This window comes from Micromonospora sp. RP3T (genome assembly GCF_003027925.1).
Classification (GTDB): Bacteria; Actinomycetota; Actinomycetes; order Mycobacteriales; family Micromonosporaceae; genus Micromonospora.
On record NZ_PYPS01000025.1, the window covers coordinates 44,955 to 66,380 of the forward strand.

Annotated in this window: 21 protein-coding genes; 11 read left to right on the forward strand and 10 right to left on the reverse strand. The window is 72.2% G+C overall.

The window, feature by feature from the left end; translation table 11 throughout:
* The first annotated feature begins 47 nt into the window (after positions 1-47).
* From C8054_RS20200 to C8054_RS20210, 3 genes are read left to right on the forward strand one after another with little or no spacing between them, the layout of a single operon-like run.
* Positions 48-1,031 carry an ABC transporter permease gene (locus C8054_RS20200; RefSeq protein WP_107158895.1) on the forward strand — a complete coding sequence of 328 codons (984 nt, stop codon included), beginning with the start codon at positions 48-50 and terminating at the stop codon, positions 1,029-1,031.
* 25 nt (positions 1,032-1,056) lie between these two features.
* The gene (locus tag C8054_RS20205) at positions 1,057-2,085 is read left to right on the forward strand and encodes an ABC transporter ATP-binding protein (protein WP_107158897.1); all 1,029 of its coding nucleotides are present in this window, start codon (positions 1,057-1,059) and stop codon (positions 2,083-2,085) included.
* Entirely contained in the window at positions 2,078-3,094 is a 1,017-nt protein-coding gene (locus tag C8054_RS20210) for an ABC transporter ATP-binding protein (protein WP_107158899.1), read from the forward strand. Before C8054_RS20205 ends, C8054_RS20210 begins: the two co-directional genes overlap by 8 nt.
* Before the next feature lie 92 nt (positions 3,095-3,186).
* On the opposite strand, the gene C8054_RS20215 is transcribed toward C8054_RS20210, so the two are convergent.
* On the reverse strand, positions 3,187-3,540 hold the full coding sequence (locus C8054_RS20215) for a chorismate mutase (RefSeq protein ID WP_107158902.1): 354 nt from the start codon (positions 3,538-3,540) through the stop codon (positions 3,187-3,189).
* Positions 3,541-3,829: 289 nt separating this feature from the next.
* Here C8054_RS20215 and pcrA point away from each other — a divergent pair, with 289 nt between their 5' ends.
* A complete protein-coding gene (pcrA, locus tag C8054_RS20220; RefSeq protein WP_107158904.1) occupies positions 3,830-6,232 on the forward strand; it encodes a DNA helicase PcrA in 2,403 nt (800 codons plus the stop codon).
* Positions 6,233-6,294: 62 nt separating this feature from the next.
* Here the strand turns inward: pcrA and C8054_RS20225 are convergent, their stop codons facing one another.
* Complete coding sequence (locus C8054_RS20225) at positions 6,295-7,083, reverse strand: M23 family metallopeptidase (RefSeq protein ID WP_107158906.1); 789 nt, start codon at positions 7,081-7,083, stop codon at positions 6,295-6,297.
* Between the two features lie 250 nt (positions 7,084-7,333).
* Entirely contained in the window at positions 7,334-8,050 is a 717-nt protein-coding gene (locus tag C8054_RS20230) for a M23 family metallopeptidase (protein WP_107158908.1), read from the reverse strand.
* 386 nt (positions 8,051-8,436) lie between these two features.
* Here C8054_RS20230 and C8054_RS20235 point away from each other — a divergent pair, with 386 nt between their 5' ends.
* From C8054_RS20235 to sucD, 3 genes are all read left to right on the forward strand, one after another.
* Positions 8,437-8,841, forward strand: coding sequence for a cobalamin B12-binding domain-containing protein (locus C8054_RS20235; RefSeq protein ID WP_107158910.1), 405 nt, complete (start codon positions 8,437-8,439; stop codon positions 8,839-8,841).
* Between the two features lie 395 nt (positions 8,842-9,236).
* The gene (gene sucC / locus C8054_RS20240; protein WP_107158926.1) at positions 9,237-10,415 is read left to right on the forward strand and encodes an ADP-forming succinate--CoA ligase subunit beta; all 1,179 of its coding nucleotides are present in this window, start codon (positions 9,237-9,239) and stop codon (positions 10,413-10,415) included.
* A 2-nt stretch (positions 10,416-10,417) separates the two neighbouring features.
* Positions 10,418-11,305 (forward strand): succinate--CoA ligase subunit alpha, encoded by an 888-nt coding sequence (gene sucD / locus C8054_RS20245; protein ID WP_107158928.1) that lies wholly within the window; start codon positions 10,418-10,420, stop codon positions 11,303-11,305.
* Positions 11,306-11,359: 54 nt separating this feature from the next.
* On the opposite strand, the gene C8054_RS20250 is transcribed toward sucD, so the two are convergent.
* Positions 11,360-11,629, reverse strand: a complete 270-nt coding sequence (locus C8054_RS20250; RefSeq protein WP_107158930.1) for a hypothetical protein — start codon at positions 11,627-11,629, stop codon at positions 11,360-11,362.
* A 159-nt stretch (positions 11,630-11,788) separates the two neighbouring features.
* On the opposite strand from C8054_RS20250, the gene C8054_RS20255 reads away from it, so the two are divergent.
* Positions 11,789-13,111 carry a DUF6350 family protein gene (locus tag C8054_RS20255; protein ID WP_107158932.1) on the forward strand — a complete coding sequence of 441 codons (1,323 nt, stop codon included), beginning with the start codon at positions 11,789-11,791 and terminating at the stop codon, positions 13,109-13,111.
* 87 nt (positions 13,112-13,198) lie between these two features.
* Here C8054_RS20255 and C8054_RS20260 read toward each other — a convergent pair whose 3' ends face one another.
* Both C8054_RS20260 and C8054_RS20265 read right to left on the reverse strand, forming a co-directional pair.
* Complete coding sequence (locus tag C8054_RS20260; protein WP_107158935.1) at positions 13,199-13,786, reverse strand: DUF4190 domain-containing protein; 588 nt, start codon at positions 13,784-13,786, stop codon at positions 13,199-13,201.
* A 32-nt stretch (positions 13,787-13,818) separates the two neighbouring features.
* On the reverse strand, positions 13,819-14,115 hold the full coding sequence (locus C8054_RS20265) for a CD225/dispanin family protein (RefSeq protein ID WP_107158938.1): 297 nt from the start codon (positions 14,113-14,115) through the stop codon (positions 13,819-13,821).
* A gap of 180 nt (positions 14,116-14,295) precedes the next feature.
* Between C8054_RS20265 and purN the strand changes: the two genes are divergently transcribed.
* The 3 genes from purN (at position 14,296) to C8054_RS20280 (ending at position 17,249) form a co-directional block, all read left to right on the forward strand.
* Complete coding sequence (gene purN / locus C8054_RS20270; protein WP_107158940.1) at positions 14,296-14,916, forward strand: phosphoribosylglycinamide formyltransferase; 621 nt, start codon at positions 14,296-14,298, stop codon at positions 14,914-14,916.
* A complete protein-coding gene (gene purH / locus C8054_RS20275) occupies positions 14,913-16,484 on the forward strand; it encodes a bifunctional phosphoribosylaminoimidazolecarboxamide formyltransferase/IMP cyclohydrolase (protein WP_107158942.1) in 1,572 nt (523 codons plus the stop codon). Before purN ends, purH begins: the two co-directional genes overlap by 4 nt.
* A 303-nt stretch (positions 16,485-16,787) precedes the next feature.
* A complete protein-coding gene (locus C8054_RS20280) occupies positions 16,788-17,249 on the forward strand; it encodes a hypothetical protein (RefSeq protein WP_107158944.1) in 462 nt (153 codons plus the stop codon).
* A 146-nt stretch (positions 17,250-17,395) separates the two neighbouring features.
* On the opposite strand, the gene C8054_RS20285 is transcribed toward C8054_RS20280, so the two are convergent.
* Genes C8054_RS20285 through C8054_RS20300 form a run of 4 tightly spaced genes read right to left on the reverse strand, consistent with a single transcriptional unit; the run spans position 17,396 to position 21,340 of the window.
* On the reverse strand, positions 17,396-18,424 hold the full coding sequence (locus tag C8054_RS20285) for an ABC transporter ATP-binding protein (protein ID WP_107158947.1): 1,029 nt from the start codon (positions 18,422-18,424) through the stop codon (positions 17,396-17,398).
* Positions 18,408-19,445, reverse strand: coding sequence for an ABC transporter ATP-binding protein (locus C8054_RS20290; RefSeq protein WP_107158957.1), 1,038 nt, complete (start codon positions 19,443-19,445; stop codon positions 18,408-18,410). The genes C8054_RS20285 and C8054_RS20290 overlap by 17 nt, the downstream gene beginning before the upstream one ends.
* A 7-nt stretch (positions 19,446-19,452) precedes the next feature.
* Positions 19,453-20,409 (reverse strand): ABC transporter permease, encoded by a 957-nt coding sequence (locus tag C8054_RS20295; protein WP_107158965.1) that lies wholly within the window; start codon positions 20,407-20,409, stop codon positions 19,453-19,455.
* The gene (locus C8054_RS20300) at positions 20,402-21,340 is read right to left on the reverse strand and encodes an ABC transporter permease (protein WP_107158967.1); all 939 of its coding nucleotides are present in this window, start codon (positions 21,338-21,340) and stop codon (positions 20,402-20,404) included. The genes C8054_RS20295 and C8054_RS20300 overlap by 8 nt, the downstream gene beginning before the upstream one ends.
* Positions 21,341-21,426 lie beyond the last annotated feature (86 nt).

Here is a 21,426-nt window from a genome sequence, read left to right on the forward strand (position 1 = left end):
GTCTGCGCGGGCAACCACGCCCGTGCCGAGCGCAGCGAGGTGCGGGCATGAGTGACCCGAGTACCGCGTCGATCGTGTCGACGCCGCCCGCGACCATGCCCACCGAGGCCGGGTCCGGTGCGCCCACCAACGCCGGCCTGCCGGAGAGCGCCAAGCAGCAGAAGCCGCGCGGCCTGCTCGGCGACGCCTGGCTCGACCTCCGTCGCAAGCCGCTGTTCTGGATCTCCGCCGCGTTCATCCTGCTCTTCATCGTGATGGCCGCGTTCCCGGCGCTGTTCACCTCCGGCGACGCGGTCAACGGCGCGTTGGAGCGCAGCCGGGTCGAGCCGTCGTCGTCGGCCTGGTTCGGCTACGACGTGCAGGGCCGCGACGTCTACTCCCGGGTCATCTACGGCGCCCGCGCGTCGATCGTGGTGGCGCTGGTGTCCACCATCCTCACGCTGCTGTTCGGCGGCGCGATGGGCATCATCGCCGGCTACCGCGGCGGCTGGGTGGACGCGGTGCTGTCCCGGGTCGCGGACATCTTCTTCGGCCTGCCGTTCGTGCTCGGCTCGATCGTCATCCTGACCACGTTCAACGGCTCGGGCACCGACAACGGCGAGTGGACGATCATGGGGCTGGTCATCCTGTCCCTGAGCGTGCTGAGCTGGCCCGTGGTGATGCGGCTGATGCGCTCCTCGGTGCTCGCCACCAAGGAGGCCGACTACATCGTCGCCGCCCGCGCGCTGGGTGCCGGCACCGGCCGGATCATCCTGAAGCACCTGCTGCCCAACTGCCTGGCGCCGCTGCTGGTCTACGGCACGATCATGGTGGGCTCGTTCATCGGCGCGGAGGCCACGCTCTCCTTCCTGGGCATCGGCCTGAAGAGCCCGGTGGTCTCCTGGGGCATCATGATCAGCGAGGCGCAGAACTACATCCGGGTCTCGCCGTTCCTGCTGTTCTTCCCCTCCGCGTTCCTCGTCACCGCCGTGCTGAGCTTCGTGATGCTCGGCGAGGCGGTCCGCGAGGCCCTCGACCCGAAGCTCCGATAGGGGAACTGAGTTGTCCGACATTCTCGTGTCCGAGCAGTCCGCGGCCGGCGCCGACGGATCCGGCCGCCCCTCGGGCCGCCTGCTCGAGGTCGACGACCTGCGGGTCGAGTTCCGCACCCGGGACGGCGTCGCCAAGGTCATCAACGGTGTGACGTACCACGTCGACGCGGGGGAGACCCTCGCCGTGCTCGGCGAGTCCGGCTCCGGGAAGAGCGTCACCGCGCAGACGATCATGGGCATCCTGGACACCCCGCCCGGGTTCGTCACCGGCGGCGAGGTCCGCTTCCACGGCAAGGACATGCTCAAGCAGTCCGCCGAGCAGCGGCGACGGATCCGTGGCGAGGGCATCGCCATGATCTTCCAGGACTCGCTCTCGGCCCTCAACCCGGTTTTCACCGTCGGCTTCCAGATCGCCGAGCAGTTCCGCATCCGGCGCGGCCTCAGCCGCTCGGACGCCAAGAAGCGCGCGATCGAGATGCTCGACCAGGTGAAGATCCCCAACGCCAAGGGTCGGTTCAGCAACTACCCGCACCAGTTCTCCGGCGGTATGCGGCAGCGCGCCATGATCGCGATGTCGATCGCGCTCGACCCGGAGGTGCTGATCGCCGACGAGCCGACCACCGCGCTGGACGTGACCGTGCAGGCCCAGATCATGGACCTGCTCGGCGAGCTCCAGCGGGAACGGCAGATGGGCATGATCCTGATCACCCACGACCTCGGCGTGGTCGCCGACGTCGCGGACCGGATCGCGGTCATGTACGCCGGCCGGATCGTCGAGGAAGCCAACGTCTACGACCTGTACCGCAAGCCGGCGCACCCGTACACGCTCGGCCTGCTCAACTCGATCCCGCGGATGGACGAGAAGGGTCAGGAGCTCCGGACCATCAAGGGGCTGCCGCCGAACCTGATGAACATCCCGCCGGGCTGCGCCTTCAACCCGCGCTGCCCGATGGCGCAGCCGGTGTGCCGGGAGACGGTCCCGCCGCTGCTGCAACTGGGCCACGGCCGGGCCAGCGCCTGCCACTTCGCCGAGGAGCTCGTGAACCGTGACTGAGAACATCATCGAGGTTCGTGACCTGGTCAAGCACTACCCTGTGACCCAGGGTGTGGTGTTCAAGAAGACCATCGGTCACGTCAAGGCGGTCGACGGCGTCTCCTTCGACCTGAAGGCCGGCGAGACGCTCGGCGTGGTCGGCGAGTCCGGCTGCGGCAAGTCGACGCTCGCCCGGGTGCTGATGAACCTGGAGAAGCCGACCGCCGGCCAGGTGCTCTACAAGGGCCAGGACATCTCCAAGCTCTCCGGTGGCGCGCTGCGGCGGCTGCGCCGGCAGATCCAGCTGGTGATGCAGGACCCGTACACCTCGCTGAACCCCCGGATGACGGTCGGTGACCTGATCGGCGAGCCGTTCGAGATCCACCCCGAGGTGGCTCCGCGCGCCAGCCGACGCAACAAGGTCAAGGAACTGCTCGACCTGGTCGGCCTCAACCCGGAGCACATCAACCGGTACCCGCACCAGTTCTCCGGCGGTCAGCGGCAGCGCATCGGCATCGCCCGGGCGCTGGCGCTGCGGCCCGAGGTGATCGTCTGCGACGAGCCGGTGTCGGCCCTGGACGTGTCCATCCAGGCCCAGGTGATGAACCTGCTGGAGAAGCTCCAGGCCGAGCTCGGCCTGTCGTACGTCTTCATCGCCCACGACCTGTCGGTCGTGCGCCACCTGTCGGACCGGGTCGCTGTCATGTACCTGGGCAAGATGGTGGAGGTCGGCACCGAGGACGAGATCTACGAGCGGCCGACCCACCCGTACACCCAGGCGCTGCTGTCGGCGGTGCCGGTGCCGGACCCGACCGTGCGGGAGAGCAAGGCGATCATCCGGCTCCAGGGTGACGTCCCCTCGCCGGTCAGCCCGCCCTCGGGCTGCCGGTTCCGCACCCGGTGCTGGAAGGCGCAGGACGTCTGCGCCCAGGAGGTGCCGCTGCTGGAGATCCGGCCGGGGTCGGACCACCCGAGCGCCTGCCACTTCGCGGAGAAGCGGGAGATCGTCGTCACCCACGAGGTGGCCTGAACCAGACCGGACCGCCTGCCGGCGTCAGCCCGACGCCGGCAGGCGATCTGTTGTTTCCGGCAGGCGGTTCGTCGTCTGCGTGGTGGGGCGGGTCACAGCGGGCCGCGGCCGGCGCGCAGCAGCAGCAGCGCGAGCTGCGTGCCGTCGGCGCCGAGTTCGGTACGGAACCGTTCCAGGATCTCCCGCTCGCGGGAGAGCACCAGCCGGGTGCCCCCGGCCGCCATCCGGGTCGCGCCGACCTCCTGGGAGAGCGCGGCCCGTTCCTGCCAGAGCGCGACGAGCGTCCGGTCGATCTCGTCGATCCGGCGCCGGATCTCACCGATCCGCTCCGCGGCCACCGAGTCGTCGGTGCCGGTCCGCGCCGCCGCGGCGCCGGTCGGGTCACCGCTGGCCTTCCGGTCGTGCCGCGCCAGGCCGCCGCTGGACTCCACCACGTCAGTCATCATCGTCGTCCCTCTCGGGGCTCGGACCCGGTACCCGGATCCCGGGACGGAAATGCCCCGGGCTCGGGGAGCCCGGGGCATTTCGTAGGTCTGATGTGATCAGGCGCGACCCACGGCTGCCGGACTCCCGGTGCCGTAGTAAAAAAAGCGCTTGTCGAACACGTCGTCGAGTATGCCGACCGGCGGGGCGGACGCGCAAGGAAACCGGCCAACAGGTGGGACGGAACGCGGTAAGGGGACCCGGGCGCGCGGACGGGGAAGTGTCCGGGCGACGGCATAGACTCGGGCTGCGATGCATCCTCTCTTCGACATTCCCGCGTCCCCGCCCGCGCCGGAGTCCCGGCCGAACCCGCCGCGCCGTTCCGGGGGCGCCCGGTCGGATCCGCAGGCCCTCCTCGACGGCCTGAACGGCCCGCAACGGGACGCGGTGACCCACGCCGGCTCCCCGTTGCTGATCGTGGCCGGTGCGGGCTCGGGCAAGACGCGCGTGCTGACCAACCGGATCGCCTACCTGCTCGCCGCCCGGGACGTGCACCCCGGCGAGATCATCGCGATCACGTTCACCAACAAGGCCGCCGGCGAGATGAAGGAACGGGTGGCCGCGCTGGTCGGCCCGCGCGCCCGGATGATGTGGGTGTCGACGTTCCACTCGGCCTGTGTCCGCATCCTGCGGGCCGAGCACGAGCACTCCGGCCTCAAGTCGACGTTCTCGATCTACGACGCCGACGACTCCCGGCGGCTGATGCAGTTGGTGGCCCGCGAGCTGGACCTGGACCCGAAGCGCTACCCGGCGCGGGGTCTCGCGGCCCAGGTGTCCAACCTGAAGAACGAGCTGGTCGACCCGGAGGAGTTCGCCGGCCGGGCCAAGGGGCCGAACGAGCGGGCGCTGGCCGAGGCGTACGCGCTCTACCAGCGCCGGCTGCGTGAGGCCCACGCGCTGGACTTCGACGACCTGATCATGACCACCGTGCACCTGCTCCAGTCACATCCGCACGTGGCGGAGAGCTACCGGCGCCGGTTCCGGCACGTGCTCGTCGACGAGTACCAGGACACCAACCATGCCCAGTACGTCCTGATCAAGGAGCTGGTCTCCGGCACCGAGGGCATCCCGCCGGCCGAGCTGTGCGTGGTGGGCGACGCCGACCAGTCGATCTACGCGTTCCGGGGCGCGACCATCCGCAACATCCTGGAGTTCGAGCGGGACTTCACCGACGCCCGCACCATCCTGCTGGAGCAGAACTACCGCTCGACCCAGACCATCCTCAACGCGGCCAACGCGGTCATCGACCGGAACACCTCACGCAAGCCCAAGCGGCTGTGGAGCGACGCCGGCGCGGGCGAGCAGATCGTCGGCTACGTGGCGGACACCGAGCACGCCGAGGCGGACTGGGTGGCCCGGGAGATCGACCGGCTGGTCGACGCCGGCGACACCCGGCCGGGCGACGTGGCGGTCTTCTACCGCACCAACGCCATGTCCCGGGTGTTCGAGGAGGTGTTCATCCGGGTCGGCCTGCCCTACAAGGTGGTCGGTGGGGTGCGCTTCTACGAGCGCAAGGAGGTCCGCGACGCGCTGGCCTACCTGCGGGCCGTGGTCAACGACGACGACACGGTCAGCCTGCGCCGGATCCTCAACACCCCTCGGCGGGGCATCGGCGAACGGGCCGAGGCCTGCGTCGAGGCGCTGGCCGCCCGGGATCGCATCTCCTTCGGCGCCGCGCTGCGCCGGGCGAAGGACGCGCCGGGTATCTCCACCCGGGCGGCCAACGGCATCGCCGAGTTCGTCGGGCTGCTCGACTCGGCCCGTGAGCTGACCGCCACCGGCACCCCGGAGGAGGTGCTGGAGGCGCTGCTGACCCGCTCTGGCTACCTGGCCGAGCTGGAGGAGAGCCTCGACCCGCAGGACGCCGGCCGGGTGGACAACCTCCAGGAACTGGTGAGTGTCGCCCGGGAGTACACCGAGCGGATCGAGTCGCTGGGCGCGGACGACGAGCGGGCCACGCTGGCCGGCTTCCTGGAGCAGGTGGCGCTGGTCGCCGACGCCGACGCGATCCCCTCCGACGACCCCGACCACCAGGGCGTGGTCACCCTGATGACGCTGCACACCGCCAAGGGGCTGGAGTTCCCGGTGGTCTTCCTGACCGGCCTGGAGGACGGCGTCTTCCCGCACCTGCGCTCGCTCGGCGACACCCGCGAGCTGGAGGAGGAGCGCCGGCTGGCGTACGTGGGCATCACCCGGGCCCGGCAGCGCCTCTACCTGTCCCGGGCGGTCACCCGGTCGGCCTGGGGTGCGCCGGCCTACAACCCACCGTCGCGGTTCCTGGAGGAGCTGCCGCCGGAGCTGGTGCGGTGGGAGCGCACCGAGGGGTCGTACACCTCGTGGGGCGGCGGCGGTGGTGGCGTCGGTGGCCGGGCGGACCGGATGTCCGGCGGCGGCCGGGGTGGCTTCACCGGCGGTACGCCCCGGGCGACGCAGCTCGCCAAGCGTCTCGGCGTGGACGCCAGCCGGCTGGCCACCGCGAGCGACCTGAAGCAGGCGCCCAAGGTCTCGGTGGGCGACCGGGTCAACCACCAGCGCTACGGCCTGGGCCGGGTGCTGGCGGTGGAGGGTGCCGGGCCGGGTGCCCGGGCGCAGATCGACTTCGGCGAACAGACCATGTGGCTGGTGCTGCGGCACGCCCCGATCGACAAGCTCTGAGCGTCGAGGAGGCCCGGTCCGGTGTCACAACCGGGCCGGGCCTCCTCGTCGTGCGGTGCCCGTCAGCAGGCCACGTCGACGCCGCGGGCGCGCAGGAACGGCGCCGGGTCGATCTGGTTCCACATCGCACCCTGGTGCACCTCGAAGTGCAGGTGCGGGCCGGTGGCGTCACCGGTGGCGCCCTCGTAGCCGATGACCTCACCGGCCTTGACCCGGTCGCCGACGTCGACGAGCAGCCGGCTCTGGTGGGCGTAGTGGGTCAGGTAGCCGTTGTGGTGGTCGACGAAGACGGAGTTGCCGTAGCCGTCGCCCACGTCACCGGCCTTGACCACGGTGCCGGACGCGGCGGCCCGGATCGGGGTGCCGGCGGGCATGGCGAAGTCGATGCCGGCGTGCAGCGTGCCCCACCGCGGCCCGAAGCAGGAGGTTATGTCGGCCCCCCGCATCGGGATGACCCAGCTCGGCTTCGGCGCGGCCTTCTTCTTCGTCGGCTTCGGCTTCGGCTTCGGCGGCACGGTCTGCTTCGACTTCGGGCTGGTCGCGCTCGGGCTGGGGGACGGGCTGGCCGGCGTCGCGGACGGGGTGACCGGGCGGAGCGACTCGCGGGCCGACCGGTCGGCGCGGGCAGCGGCCTCGGCGCGGGCCCGCGCGTCGAAGTCGACAGCGGCCGGCGCCGGTGCCGGACTGTCCTCGGTGGCGACCAGGACGCCGCCGAGGCCGAGACCGAGCAGGGCCAGCGCGCCGGTGACCAGGTACGCGGTCCGCCGGCCGGTCCGCCGGTGTCGGGCGGGGGCGGGGTCCGGGGTGGCGCCGTTCGGGGTGGGACTGCTGTGCTGCACGGGAACCTTCACCAGTTGAGGGGCACGTGGACCTGGAAATACTGGTGTCGGTCTCCGAGCGCGCCGGTGGCGGGTTCGCGGCCCGGTCGGGTGCGTCGCCGGATCGTGTCCGCGATCGGGCCCGGCTGGGCGATTCACGACAAGCGTCGATCACCCGGTGGTGTGGACCCGCTCACATCGTGCGGTGTGACGGGGCAGACATGCCCCCACGCGAAACCGCCCGGATCGCGGGATCCGGGCGGTCATCGGGCGGTGCGGAGTGTCAGGAGGCGGCTACGTCGCCGTAGAGTGCCTCGGTTTCGAGCTTGATGTCCACTCCGCGCTCCTGGAGGAACGTCACCGGGTCGCGCGGCTCGCCGTTGACATGCACCTCGAGGTGCAGGTGCGAGCCGTAGGAGTGGCCGGTGTTGCCGACCAGGCCGAGCTGGTCGCCGGCCTTCACCTGCTGGCCCTCCTTGACGGTGACCGCGGAGGAGTGGCCGTAGATGGCCTCGCTGCCGTCGGAGTGCTTGACGATCACGGCGTAGCCGTAGCCGCCGAACCAGCCGGCCTTGGTGACGGTGCCGGCGTGGACCGCCTTGTAGGGCGTGCCCTCCGGTGCGACCAGGTCGATGCCGGTGTGCAGCTTGCCCCAGCGCATGCCGTAGGGCGACTTGAAGTCGTAGCCGTGCAGGGGGAGGAGCCAGGGGTCCTGCTCGGTGGCGGCGGTGTCGCCACCCGACCGGTCGTCGCGGGTGGCGCGGTCGGCGCTGTCGGCGCGGGCCGCGGCGTCCTGACTGGCGACCGAGGCCTGCCGGAGCTCGTCGAGGACGGACGGGCTGACGCTCTTGGCGTCGGGGAGGGCGTTCGCGCCGAGGGCGACGATGCCGGCGCCGACGAAGGCGGTCGTGACGACCGCCGCGTAGCGGCTCCGCGGGGGGGTGGGTACGCGGCGACGACCGCGATATCGATCGGGCTCAGACGACAGGCGCTGGCGCACGCACACCCTCCGTTGTCGGGGATCCGATGCGACCTCGGGCCGTTCGGTGAAGCTCTGCCGAACGTCCGGTGCCGCGTCGTCACCCGTCCGTGGACTTGATGACAACCGTGGACACGTTAGCCAACCGCCACTCCTGTCACAAGCCGAAGCGCCGAATCGGCGTTTCGTTATGTCCGTTTACATCCTGTCTTGTGTCATCTCGTGCCGCCGGTCGGATGGCCCGTCGACTGGCCTTTCGTCGCGGACCGTGACCGATCGGCGGAGGTGTCCGACTTCCGGCGGGCCCGGGTGGGCGGTATGGCGCAGCCCGGCTTCCCGCCGCCGGTCCGCCCGGGTTACCGTTCGTTCAGGTCAGCAGTGCCGGTGCCGGTGAAAGGTGTGCGCAGATGAGCTCTCGGATTCGGGTCGTCGTCGCCAAGCCCGGCCTGGACGGCCACGACCGCGGCGCGAAGGTCGTCGCCCGTGCGCTGCGGGACGCGGGCATGGAGGTCATCTACACCGGCCTGCACCAGACCCCCGAGCAGATCGTCGAGACGGCGATCCAGGAGGACGCGGACGCGGTCGGCCTCTCGGTGCTCTCCGGCGCGCACATGACGCTGTTCAAGCGCGTCGTCGAGCTGCTCACCGACCGCCAGGCGGCCGACATCGTGGTCTTCGGCGGCGGCATCATCCCGGAGGCCGACATCCCGGAGCTGGAGCGGCTCGGCGTCGCGAAGATCTTCACGCCGGGCGCCACCACCGGGTCGATCGTCGACTGGGTGCGGGAGAACGTGGCCCAGCCGGTCGGCTGATTCCGGGCAGGGGGAGGGGCCGGACGCACCCCTCACACGCCCGGCCCCTCTATGCACGATGCCCCGCCGCCACCCCTCGACCGACAGGGCATCGGCCGCTCCCGTCGTCGCGCTTGACCAGCGCTCCGACATCAGACTCAACGACGCCCCTGACCGGGGGTTACGCCCCGACGCGGACATCCCCCGGACGGCTGACGCCGCATCTCTCGTGGTGCGCTGTCGCGACGACGGTTGTGCATTACCGCACACCCCGCACCCGCTCGGTTGCCGCCGGTTCCCATCTCGTTAGGCTGCGGCAAATGGCCTGTCTGTTCTGATGACAGGCGTCAAACTGATTTTCCAACGCTGGTGGCGGCGCGACGGCGCGCCGCGGAGACGGGACGGGACGCGCAATCGTGGACCTGTACGAGTACCAGGGGCGGGACCTGTTCGAGCGGCACGGTTTGCCAGTGCTCGCCGGCGGCGTCGCCACTACCCCGGAGGAGGCCCGCGCGATCGCCGAACGCCTCGGCGGCCGGGTGGTCGTCAAGGCGCAGGTGAAGGTCGGTGGCCGCGGCAAGGCCGGCGGCGTGAAGCTGGCCGAGGGCGCGGAGGAGACGGTGGCCCGGGCCACCGACATCCTCGGCATGGACATCAAGGGTCACACGGTCCACAAGGTCATGATCACGGTGACCGCGGACGTGGCCGAGGAGTACTACTTCTCGTACCTGCTCGACCGGGCGAACCGCACCTTCCTCTGCATCGCCAGCGTCGCCGGCGGCATGGACATCGAGGCGGTCGCCGCCGAGACCCCCGAGAAGGTCGTCAAGGCGCCGATCGACGCGAACACCGGTGTGGACGAGGCCAAGGCGCGGGAGATCGTCACCGCGGCCGGCTTCCCGGCCGAGGTCGCCGACCAGATCGTCGACGTCGCGGTCGGGCTGTGGCAGGCGTTCGTCGCCGAGGACGCCACCCTGGTCGAGGTGAACCCGCTGGCCACCACGAAGGACGGCAAGCTGCTGCTCCTGGACGCCAAGGTCACGCTGGACGAGAACGCCGGGTTCCGGCACCCGGACCACGAGGCCCTGGTCGACCAGGCGTCGGTGGACCCGCTGGAGCAGGCCGCCAAGGAGAAGGACCTCAACTACGTCAAGCTCGACGGCGAGGTCGGCATCATCGGCAACGGCGCGGGCCTGGTCATGTCCACGCTCGACGTGGTCGCGTACGCCGGGGAGCGGCACGGCGGCGTCAAGCCGGCCAACTTCCTCGACATCGGCGGCGGCGCGAGCGCCGAGGTGATGGCGAACGGCCTGGAGATCGTCCTCTCCGACCCGTCGGTGAAGAGCGTCTTCGTCAACGTCTTCGGCGGCATCACCGCCTGCGACGCGGTCGCCAACGGCATCGTGCAGGCGCTGGCGCTGCTGGAGCAGCGCGGCGAGAAGGCCACCAAGCCGCTCGTGGTCCGCCTCGACGGCAACAACGCCGAGGAGGGCCGGGCCATCCTCGACGGCGCGGCGAACCCGCTCATCCAGCGGGTCGACACCATGGACGGCGCGGCCGAGCGGGCCGCCGAGCTGGCAGCGGCGGGGGTCTGACAATGGCTATCTGGCTGACCAAGGACTCCAAGGTCATCGTGCAGGGCATGACCGGTTCCGAGGGTTCCAAGCACACCCGGCGGATGCTCGCCGCCGGCACCACCGTGGTCGGCGGCGTGAACCCGCGCAAGGCCGGCACCACTGTCGACTTCGACGGCACCGAGCTGCCGGTCTTCGCCTCCGTCGCGGACGCGATGAAGTCCACCGGGGCCGACGTCACGGTCATCTTCGTGCCGCCGCAGTTCACCAAGGCCGCCGTGGTCGAGGCGATCGACGCCGGCATCGACCTGGCCGTGGTGATCACCGAGGGCGTGCCGGTGCACGACACCGCCGCGTTCTGGGCGTACAACGTGGCCAAGGGCGAGCGCACCCGGATCATCGGCCCGAACTGCCCCGGCATCGCCTCGCCGGGCGCCTCCAACGCCGGCATCATCCCGGCCGACATCACCGGCGTCGGCCGGATCGGCCTGGTCAGCAAGAGCGGCACGCTGACCTACCAGATGATGTACGAGCTGCGCGACATCGGCTTCTCCACCTGCGTCGGCATCGGCGGTGACCCGATCATCGGGACCACCCACATCGACGCGCTGGCCGCCTTCGAGGCGGACCCGGAGACCGACGCGATCGTCATGATCGGTGAGATCGGCGGCGACGCCGAGGAGCGGGCGGCCGAGTTCATCAAGGCCAACGTCACCAAGCCGGTGGTCGGCTACATCGCCGGCTTCACCGCCCCGCCCGGCAAGACCATGGGTCACGCCGGCGCGATCATCTCCGGTTCGGCCGGCACCGCCGACGCGAAGAAGGCGGCGCTGGAGGCGGTCGGCGTCAAGGTCGGCAAGACTCCGACCGAGACCGCCGAGCTGATGCGGGAGCTCATGTCCGGCCGCTGAGCGGTCAGCTGACACGGCGAGGGGGTCGACCGGTTCCGGTCGGCCCCCTCACGCTCAGCGGTACCAGTACGGGTAGTAGTAGCTGCCCCGGGCCCGCACGATGGCGCTGGCCACGATGTTGATCACACCGAATGCGATGGCCAGCCAGCCGAGCAGCTGCGACTTGCCGTTGCGGCGCGCGTCGCGGATCGACAACCAGCCGAAGACGATTCCCAGGATGCCGCAGCAGAACAGGCCGAAGACGATGCCGAGGACGCCCCAGAACGTGGTCCGGTCCCGGCCCGCGGCCGGTGGCGGCGGGGGCGGCGGATACGGAGCGTTCACAGCTTCCTCCGAACGGTCGGTGCCTCGACGGAACGGTCGCGTCTCAAGCCGAGGCTAGACCGGATCACCGCCGCCGATCCGCGGGTTCGACGAACTCGCCACGGTCCCGGCCCGGTATCGGACTGCCGTCCTCTCCCGTGGCGTGCCAGAGTAGACGCGATGTCACGTGTCACCCCTGACCAGCCCCGCCGTCCGGCCGCCGGCCCCACCACCGGCGCCCGGCCGCGCGCCCGTGCCCGCCCCGCCGCGCGCGTACCCCCGCCCCGGGCGGGTGAGCCGTCGCGCAGCCGGGCCCCGCTGCCCGTGGCCGCCGGGGTGGCCGCGCTCTGGGCGGCACTGACCTCTCTGCTGCCGGTCGTCGTCGTGCTCGGCCTCGCCCAGCTCACCGAGGACGCCGGGTCGCTCGGCGGCGCGCTGCGCGCCGGCCTGGCCGGCTGGCTGCTCGGGCACGGGGTGCCGTTGCAGACCGCCGCCGGGCCGCTCGGTCTGGCGCCCCTCGCGCTGAGCGTGCTGGTCGTCTGGCGGCTCACCCGGGCCGGGGTGCACGTCAGCCGGGCCGTGGGCGCGCGCGGCGCCGGCTCGCCGCGGCAGGCGCTCGCCGTCGCGGTCGCGGTCGCGGTCGGGTACGCACTGCTCGGCACGATCGCCGCGGTGGCGGTCGGCGCGGGCGGCGTACGCGTCTCCCCGGTCACGACCGCCGTGACGTTCGCCGTGTTCGCCGCCCCGGCCGCACTCGTCGGCGCGCTGCGCACCACGGGGGTCTGGGCGCTGCTGGCCCGACGGTGCCCGCCGGTGGTGCGCGACGGGTTGCGGGCCGGGCTGGTCGCGGTGCTGCTGTTGCTCGGCGCGAGCGCCGGCGCGGGCGGGCTGGCGGTGGCCACCGGTGGTGGCGACGCGGCCGACATGATCGGCGCGTACCGGACCGGGGTGGCCGGGCAGGCGGGCATCACGCTGGTCAGCCTCGCGTACGCGCCGAACGCCACCGTCTGGTCGGCCAGCTACCTGCTCGGTCCCGGGTTCGCCGTCGGCACGGACACCGCGGTCCGCACCAGTGAGGTGTCGGTGGGCGCGCTGCCGGCCGTGCCGTTGCTGGCCGGCCTGCCGCGTGGCCCGGTGGACGGGCTGGGCACCGGCCTGCTCGCGGTGCCGGTGCTGGCCGCGATGGCGGCCGGCTGGCTGCTGGCCCGGCGGCTGCTGCGGGCGGCGGCCGAGGACCGGGCCGAGGTCGGCTGGTCGGAGCTGCTGGTCCCGGCCGTGCTCGCCGGCCCGGTCGCCGGGGTGTTGCTGGGTCTGCTCGCGGCGGCCTCGGGCGGGCCGCTCGGCGGTGGTCGGCTGGCCGAGATCGGCCCGGCGCCCTGGCCGGTGACCGCCGTCGCCACGCTGGTGATCGCCGTGGGCGCGGTGCTCGGCGCCGCCGCCACCCGCACCCTCACCACCCGGTCCGCCCCGCCCACGCCCCGGCCCGCCCCGACCCCGCGCTGACGGCTCGGGTCCTCGCCGCCCGGACCGACGGGTGGACGTGACGAAGGGGCGCCCGGCTGCCGCCGGACGCCCCTTCGTCGGAGCCGGTCAGGAACCGAAGTTGTTCATGTTGATCGCGGCGCCGGCGATGGCGCTGATGATCCCGAGGACCACTCCGATGCCACCGCAGATCAGGGCGACCTTGGCCTGGCCCGGGTTGCTGGCCTCGCCGGCCTGGACCTTCTTCTGGCCCAGCACGCCGAGCACCACGCCGGCGATGCCGGCGGGAACGCCGAGCAGCGGGCAGCAGAGGCCGAGCACGATCGAGGCGATGCCGACGATCATGCCGATCAGGCCCATGGTGTTGTTCTGGCCCTGACCCTGGCCGGGGCCGGCCGGGTAGCCGGCGGCCGGGTACTGCGGCGCGGCGCCGTACGGCTGCTGCGCGTACGGGTCCTGGCCGTAGGGCTGGCCGGAGGTGGGCTGGCCGTAGGGCTGACCCGAGGTCGGCTGGCCGTAGTCCGGCTGCTGCCCGTACTGCGGCTGCTGCCCGTAGTCCGGCTGCTGGCCGTACTGCGGCTGCTGGCCGTACTGCGGGGGCTGCGGCGGCTGACCGTACGGGTCCTGCGGCTGGGCGGTCGGGTCCTGGTTCGGCTGCTGGCCGTACGGGTCCTGTCCGGGGTATCCGGGCTGCATGTCGGGAAACTCCTCAGTTGGTCGGCTGTCGGTCAGTTCGTGCCGGTGCTGCCGCCGACGAGACCCGCCAGGCCACCGAACAGGCAACACACCACAATGATGCCGATCCAGACCAGGCCGACGATCAGGGCCCACTTGGACCACTTCCTGGACTCGGCGGCGGCGGCCTGCGCACCGGCGTAGTCGCCCTGCTGGATCAGCGGGTTGACCTTGGAGGCGTTGATGATCGCCGGGATCGCGAGCGGCCAGAACAGGAAGATCGCGACGATGGACATCGTCATGTTGTTGTCGATCTGCGACGGCTGCTGCTGGGGGTATCCGGGCTGCATGGGGTGGCTCCTCGGGCCGGCGGCACGGCGTGTGCCGGTTACTCGTTCGGGGGTGCGGGTCGGGCGTACGCCGGACACCGGGCGACCGGCAGCGTACCGCGAGCCCCCTACCTCCGGAGATCATCCGACAGGCCGCCGCCCGACAGCCGGACCGCCCGACCTGCCCGATAGGGTGGCCGCGTGACCGAGCCCGCGTCCGTCGCCCGCCTCGTCGTCCTCGTCTCCGGCTCCGGCAGCAACCTCCAGGCGTTGCTGGACGCCGCCACCGACCCCGGCTACGGGGCCCGGGTGGTGGCCGTGGGCGCCGACCGGGACGGGATAGCCGGCCTGGACCGGGCCGCCGCAGCCGGTGTGCCGTCCTTCGTCGAGCGGGTCAAGGACCACCCCACCCGGGCCGACTGGGACAAGGCGCTCACCGCCCGGGTCGCCGAGCACCGGCCCGACCTGGTGATCAGCGCCGGGTTCCTCAAGCTGGTCGGCCCGGAGTTCCTCACCGCGTTCGGGGACCGCTACCTGAACACGCACAACACGTTGTTGCCGGCGTTCCCCGGCATCCACGGCCCCCGCGACGCGCTGGAGTACGGCGTGAAGGTCACCGGGGCCACGCTGTTCTTCGTCGACGCCGGGATGGACACCGGCCCGATCGTCGCCCAGGTCGCCGTACCGGTGCTCGACGACGACGACGAGGAGACGCTCACCGAGCGCATCAAGTCCGCCGAGCGGCGCCAGCTCGTCGAGCAGGTCGGCCGCCTGGTCCGTGAAGGTTGGACGATCACCGGCAGAAAGGTCACCGTTCCGTGAGCACCCATGACGACGCCCGTCGCCCGATCCGGCGCGCGTTGGTCAGCGTCTACGACAAGACCGGCCTGGTCGAGCTGGCCCGCGCCCTGCACGAGGCCGGCGTGGAGATCGTGTCGACCGGCAGCACCGCGTCGACGATCTCCGGCGCCGGGGTCCCGGTCACCCCGGTCGAGCAGGTCACCGGCTTCCCGGAGATCCTCGACGGCCGGGTGAAGACGCTGCACCCGAAGATCCACGGCGGCCTCCTCGCCGACCTGCGCAGGGACTCGCACGCCACCCAGCTCGACGAGCACGGCATCGCCGGTATCGACCTGCTGGTCTCCAACCTCTACCCGTTCCAGGCCACGGTCGCCTCCGGCGCCGACGCCGACGAGTGCGTGGAGCAGATCGACATCGGCGGTCCGGCGATGGTGCGGGCCGCCGCGAAGAACCACGCCTCGGTCGCGGTGGTGACCGACCCGGCCGCGTACCCGGCGGTGGTGGCCGCGCTCGCCGACGGCGGGTTCACCCTGGCCCGGCGGCGCGCGCTGGCGGCCCGGGCGTTCGCCGACATCGCCGACTACGACGTGGCGGTGGCCGACTGGTTCGCCACCACGGTGGCCCCGGCCGAGGACGGCTTCCCGGAGTTCGCCGGGCTCGCGCTGCGCCGGCAGGCGGTGCTGCGCTACGGCGAGAACCCGCACCAGGCGGCGGCGCTCTACACCGACCCGGGCGCCCCGGCGGGCCTGGCCCAGGCCGAGCAGCTGCACGGCAAGGAGATGTCCTACAACAACTACGTCGACGCGGACGCCGCGTGGCGGGCCGCGCACGACTTCGCGGACCAGCCGGCGGTGGCGATCATCAAGCACGCCAATCCGTGCGGCATCGCGGTCGGCGCGGACGTGGCCGAGGCGCACCGCAAGGCGCACGCCTGTGACCCGGTCTCCGCGTTCGGCGGTGTGATCGCGGTCAACCGGCCGGTCAGCGTGGAGCTGGCCGGGCAGGTCGCGGAGATCTTCACCGAGGTGCTGGTGGCGCCCGGCTTCGACGAGGGCGCGCTGGAGTTGCTGCGGGCCAAGAAGAACCTCCGGCTGCTGCGGGCGCCCGCGTTCGCCCCGCGGCCGACGGAGTGGCGGCAGGTCAGCGGCGGCGTGCTGGTGCAGGCGCGGGACGCGGTCGACGCGCCCGGCGACGACCCGTCCGGCTGGACGCTGGCCACCGGTGATCCGGCCGACGAGGCGATGCTGCGCGATCTCGCGTTCGCCTGGCGGGCGGTGCGCGCGGTGAAGAGCAACGCGATCCTGCTGGCCCGCGACGGCGCCACCGTCGGCGTCGGGATGGGCCAGGTCAACCGCGTCGACTCGGCGCGGCTGGCGGTCAGCCGGGCCGGCGACGAGCGGGCCCGTGGCTCGGTCTGCGCCTCGGACGCCTTCTTCCCGTTCGCCGACGGCCCGCAGATCCTGATCGACGCCGGCATCCGGGCGATCGTGCAGCCCGGAGGCTCGATCCGTGACGAGGAGACCATCGCGGCCTGCAAGGCGGCCGGCGTGACGATGTACCTCACCGGCACCCGCCACTTCTTCCACTAGGTCTGTTCGCACGGGCTTTACCCGCCGCCGGTTACCGTGCGTAGCCTCGGCCGGAGGGATAATCAGATGTGCGCGGTATACCTCAGAGGCATATTTATGCCCCTGAGGTATACCGCTTCACACGCCATTGATGCCGCTGACCCGACACGCCGGAAGCCGGTGGCGGAACACGCCGGACCCGGGTGGCCCGTTGTCCGCGCGCCCGGCCGTGCGCCGTTGCCGGCCGTCGGGGGCGGTTGCTAGCGTGTGCCGGCGACGATCGATCGACCGTCTCCACTGTCCGTGAGCCCCGGCAGGTGTGCCATGCGCGTGCGCGACCGGTTGACCGCCGTCGTCGTCACGCTGGCGTTCGTCCTGGCCGCGCTCGGCTCCGCCGCCGGCCCGCCCGCCGCCGCCCTGCCCGCCGCCGCCCCGCCCGCAGTCGGCCCGTCCGCAGTCGGCGTGCACACCCTCGACCCGTCCGCCGTCGACCGGAACTCAGTCGGGCCGGCTGCCGTCGTACCCGCCTCGGGGTGCCGGGCCGGGCCGGTCGCGTCGCACGGCGCGTACCCGCAACAGCGGTGCGCGGAGCTGTCCGGCGGGTGGTGGGGTGACCGGCGCGGCGGCCTCGCCTACGGCGACGGGCCGGACGAACCGCTCCCGACCGCGCCCCCGCGCGTCGCCGGCCCGGTCATGTCGGCGCGGCTCGCGCCGGGACACCGGTCACCGGCCCGGCCGCTGCCGCCGCGTGGCGCGCTGGCCGCGCGGGCACCGCCCACCGCCTGAGTCGCGCCGGAGCCTGCCGCGCCGGAGCCTGCCGTGTCGACCCGGCGGTTCCACCGCGCGCTGCCGTCGCCCACGGGGGCGCCCCTCACGCACCCCGTCCACGTCCCGCTGCGGCCCCGCCCCTCCTTCCTCCGGGGGACGGGGCCTCAGACGTCCGGGCGCACCTCGGCGAAGTGGCAGGCGCTGGGGTGCGGGTCCGCGGCGCGGGGCACGGTCTGCGGGTCCTGGACGGCGCAGACCTCCTCCGCCTTCCAGCACCGGGTGCGGAACCGGCAGCCCGACGGCGGGTCGGCCGGGCTGGGCACGTCGCCGCTGAGCCGGATGATCGTCCGGCGGTCGCGGGCCGCCGGGTCGGGCACCGGCACCGCCGAGAGCAACGCCTGGGTGTACGGGTGGGTGGCGCGCCGGTAGATCTGTTCCTCGGTGCCGATCTCCACGATCCGGCCCAGGTACATCACCGCCACCCGGTCGCAGATGTGCCGGACCACTGACAGGTCGTGCGCGATGAAGATGTACGACAGCCCGAACTCGTCCTGGAGCTGCGCCAACAGGTTGATCACCTGGGCCTGGATGGAGACGTCAAGCGCCGACACCGGCTCGTCGCAGACGATGATCTCCGGGCGCAGCGCGAGCGCGCGGGCGATGCCGATGCGCTGCCGCTGGCCGCCGGAGAACTGGTGCGGGTAGCGGTTCACGTGCTCCGGGTTGAGCCCGACCACGTCCAGCAGCTCCTGCACCCGCTGCCGCCGGCTGCCCTTCGGCGCGGCGTCCGGGTGGATCGCGAACGGCTCGCCGACGATGTCGCCGACCGTCATCCGCGGGTTCAACGAGGTGTACGGGTCCTGCATCACCATCTGCATGTTCCGCCGCAGCCGCCGCAGCTCCCCGCCGGACGCCCGGAACAGGTCCCGCCCCTCCAGCGTGGCTCGGCCGGCGGTCGGCGTCTCCAGCCGCATCAGCAGCCGGGCCAGCGTGGACTTGCCGCAGCCGGACTCGCCGACCACGCCGAGCGTCTCGCCCCGGCGCAGCTCGAAGCTCACCCCGTCGACCGCCCGCACCGCGCCGATCTGCCGTTTGAACAGCACCCCCTGGGTGATCGGGAAGTGTTTGACCAGCTCGTCGACGGCGAGGACGGTCTCGCCGCGAACCTTGGCCGGGCTAGCGGGCGCGGTCATCGTGGACCTCCTGCGCGAAGTGGCACGCGCTGGTCCGGCCGTCGCCGAGCACCAGATCGTGCGGCACCTCGTCGACACAGACCTGCTGCGCGTACAGGCAGCGGGGATGGAACGGGCAGCCGGGCGGGATCCGCATCAGGTTCGGCGGCAGCCCCGGAATGGTCGACAGCGCCTGCCCGCGCACGTCGAGCCGGGGGATCGACTCCAACAACCCCTTGGTGTACGGGTGAGCCGGCGCCCGGTACAGCGAACGGACGTCGGCGTGCTCGACGATCCGGCCGGCGTACATGACCGCGATCCGGTCCGCCACGCCGGCGACCACGCCGAGGTCGTGGGTGATCAGGATGAGCGCCATGCCGAGGTCCCGGCGCAGGTCGGCCAGGAGGTCCATGATCTGCGCCTGCACGGTGACGTCGAGCGCGGTGGTGGGCTCGTCGGCGATCAGCACCTTCGGGTCCAGCGCCAGCGCCATGGCGATCATGACGCGTTGCCGCATCCCGCCGGAGAACTGGTGCGGGTAGTCGCCGAGGCGCGTCGCCGCGGCCGGGATCCGGACCAGGTCCATCAGCTCGACCGTGCGCCGGCGCGCGTCGGCGCGGGACAGTCCGGCCCGCTGCCGCAGCGACTCGCCGATCTGCCAGCCGACCGGGAAGACCGGGTTCAACGCCGACAGCGCGTCCTGGAAGATCATCGCGATCTCCGTGCCCCGGACCTGCCGGCGTTCCTCCTCCGACCGGGTGAGCAGGTCCCGCCCCCGGTAGCGGATCTCACCGCTCCGCACGTACGCGGGCGGGGTGTCCAGGATGCCCATGATCGCCTGGGCGGTGACCGACTTGCCGGAGCCCGACTCGCCGAGCACGGCGAGCGTCTCGCCGGCGTCCAGGTGGTACGTCACCCCGTTGATCACCCGGGCCACGCCCTCCCGGGTGCGGAACTCGACGTGCAGGTCCCGTACCTCCAGCAGGTGCCCCTCGGGCGGCGTGGGGGAGGCCGGCGTTGGCCGGACCGCGGACTCGGTCATGGGGCACTCACCGCAGCTTCGGGTCGAAGGCGTCGCGGACCGCGTCGCCGAGCATGATGAACGCGAGCACTGTCAACGCGAGGAAGACCGACGGCACGATCAGCGGCGTGGCCGACTCGCGCATGTGCACCCGGCCGGCGTCGATGTCGATGCCCCAGGAGATGGTCGGCGCCTTCAGCCCGATGCCGAGGAAGCTCAGCGTCGCCTCGGCCGCGATGAACGAGCCGAGCGCGATGGTGAGCACCACGATGGCCGGCGCGAGCGCGTTCGGCAGGATGTGCCGCCACATGATCCGGCCGTCGCCGGCGCCGAGCATCCGGGCCGCGGCCACGTAGTCCTGCTCGCGGGCGGTGATCACCGAGGAGCGCACCACGCGGGCCGCGGTGGTCCAGCCGAGCAGCGCCAGCACCAGGATGACGGCGAACAGGCGTACCGTCTCGCCGCTGGTGCTCACGCGCTTGAGCAGCACGATCGCGGCCAGCAGCAGCGGGATGCCGAGCACGATGTCGATCACCCGGGAGAGCACCGCGTCGACCCAGCCGCCGAAGAAGCCGGCGAGCATGCCGACGACCAGCGCGATCACGCCGGTGATCACCGCGGAGAACGCGCCCACCAGCAGCGAGGCCCGGGCGCCGTAGACCGCCCGGGCGAACGTGTCGCAGCCCTGGAAGTCGTACCCGAAGATGGCCCCGCCGGACGGTCCGGCGTGCTGCCGGGAGAGCACGCAGTCGCGCGGGTCGTTGGCGGTGAACAGCCCGGGGGCGACGGCCATCGCGGCGACCAGCAGGACCAGCAGCAGGCTGAGCCAGAACACCGGGTTGCGGCGCAGGTCCCGCCAGGCGTCGCCGGCCAGGCTGCGGGACCGGCCGGGCCGGCCGGCCCGGTCCGGGGTGCCGGGTTCGCCGGAGACGCCGCGCCGCGCCGACTGGTCCTCCGTCGCCGCCACCGTCTCGAAGTCACTCATATCTGATCCTCGGGTCGAGTACGGCGTAGAGCACGTCCACCACCAGGTTGGACAGCAGGTAGACCACGACGAGCACGCTGACGATGCCCACCACCAGCGGGCCGTCCTCGGTGCGGATGCCGCGGAACAGGTTGAAGCCGACGCCGGGGATGTTGAACACGCCCTCGGTGATGATCGCGCCGCTCATCAGGTTGCCCAGCTCGACGCCGAGGAACGTGACCACCGGGATGAGCGAGTTGCGCAGCACGTGCACGCCGACGATCCGGCGGCGTACCAGGCCCTTCGACCGGGCGGTGCGAACGTAGTCGGCGCGCAGGTTCTCGGTCACCGAGGTGCGGGTCAGCCGCAGCGCGGTGGCCAGCGACAGCGAGCCGAGCACGATGCCGGGCAGCAGCAGCGCCCGGAACGAGGGCTGGGCGCCGGCGGTGGGCGGGAAGATCGGCCAGCGTACGCCGAGGAAGTACTGCGCCAGCGGGGCCAGCACGATGGTGGGGATGCCGAGCACCAGCAGCGTGAGCACCAGCGTGGCGTGGTCGAAGACGCCGGAGCGGCGGATGGCCGCGAGGACGCCGGCGGTGACCCCGAAGAGCACGGTCACGGCCAGCGCGATCAGCGCCAGTTTCACGGTGACCGGCCAGGCGGCGGCCAGGATGTCGCCGATCTGCCGGCCGGTGAGCGACTGGCCGAGGTCGCCGCGGAGCAGGCCGCCGAGATAGTTCAGGTAGCGGTAGAAGAAGCCGCCGACCCCGGTCGCGTCCAGGTGGTACTTCTCGGTCAGATAGGCGCGTTGGGCGGCGGTGACCGGCCGTTCCCCGGCGAGCGCCTGGATCGGGTCGCCCTGCCCGGCGAACATCAACGCGTAGACGATCAGCGTGGTCCCGAAGAACGCGAGGACCATCTGGAGCAGTCGCCGCAGGATGAACCGGAACATGCCTGCGAGTCTGCCGAAGATAGGGCAAATGCGGGCCAATGCCAAGACCGGGCCACCCGGTGGGGGTGGCCCGGCCCTGGTCGGGG

Bases quoted from the DNA above. Each gene is read 5' to 3' on its own strand.
- C8054_RS20280 (WP_107158944.1), top strand. From the start codon at position 16,788: ATGCGCGTGCGCGACCGGTTGACCGCCGTCGTCGTCACGCTGGCGTTC.
- C8054_RS20265 (WP_107158938.1), bottom strand. From the start codon at position 14,115: ATGCAGCCCGGATACCCCCAGCAGCAGCCGTCGCAGATCGACAACAAC.
- C8054_RS20285 (WP_107158947.1), bottom strand. From the start codon at position 18,424: ATGACCGCGCCCGCTAGCCCGGCCAAGGTTCGCGGCGAGACCGTCCTC.
- C8054_RS20235 (WP_107158910.1), top strand. From the start codon at position 8,437: ATGAGCTCTCGGATTCGGGTCGTCGTCGCCAAGCCCGGCCTGGACGGC.
- C8054_RS20255 (WP_107158932.1), top strand. From the start codon at position 11,789: ATGTCACGTGTCACCCCTGACCAGCCCCGCCGTCCGGCCGCCGGCCCC.
- C8054_RS20200 (WP_107158895.1), top strand. From the start codon at position 48: ATGAGTGACCCGAGTACCGCGTCGATCGTGTCGACGCCGCCCGCGACC.
- C8054_RS20260 (WP_107158935.1), bottom strand. From the start codon at position 13,786: ATGCAGCCCGGATACCCCGGACAGGACCCGTACGGCCAGCAGCCGAAC.
- C8054_RS20295 (WP_107158965.1), bottom strand. From the start codon at position 20,409: ATGAGTGACTTCGAGACGGTGGCGGCGACGGAGGACCAGTCGGCGCGG.
- sucD (WP_107158928.1), top strand. From the start codon at position 10,418: ATGGCTATCTGGCTGACCAAGGACTCCAAGGTCATCGTGCAGGGCATG.
- pcrA (WP_107158904.1), top strand. From the start codon at position 3,830: ATGCATCCTCTCTTCGACATTCCCGCGTCCCCGCCCGCGCCGGAGTCC.
- C8054_RS20300 (WP_107158967.1), bottom strand. From the start codon at position 21,340: ATGTTCCGGTTCATCCTGCGGCGACTGCTCCAGATGGTCCTCGCGTTC.
- C8054_RS20290 (WP_107158957.1), bottom strand. From the start codon at position 19,445: ATGACCGAGTCCGCGGTCCGGCCAACGCCGGCCTCCCCCACGCCGCCC.
- C8054_RS20215 (WP_107158902.1), bottom strand. From the start codon at position 3,540: ATGATGACTGACGTGGTGGAGTCCAGCGGCGGCCTGGCGCGGCACGAC.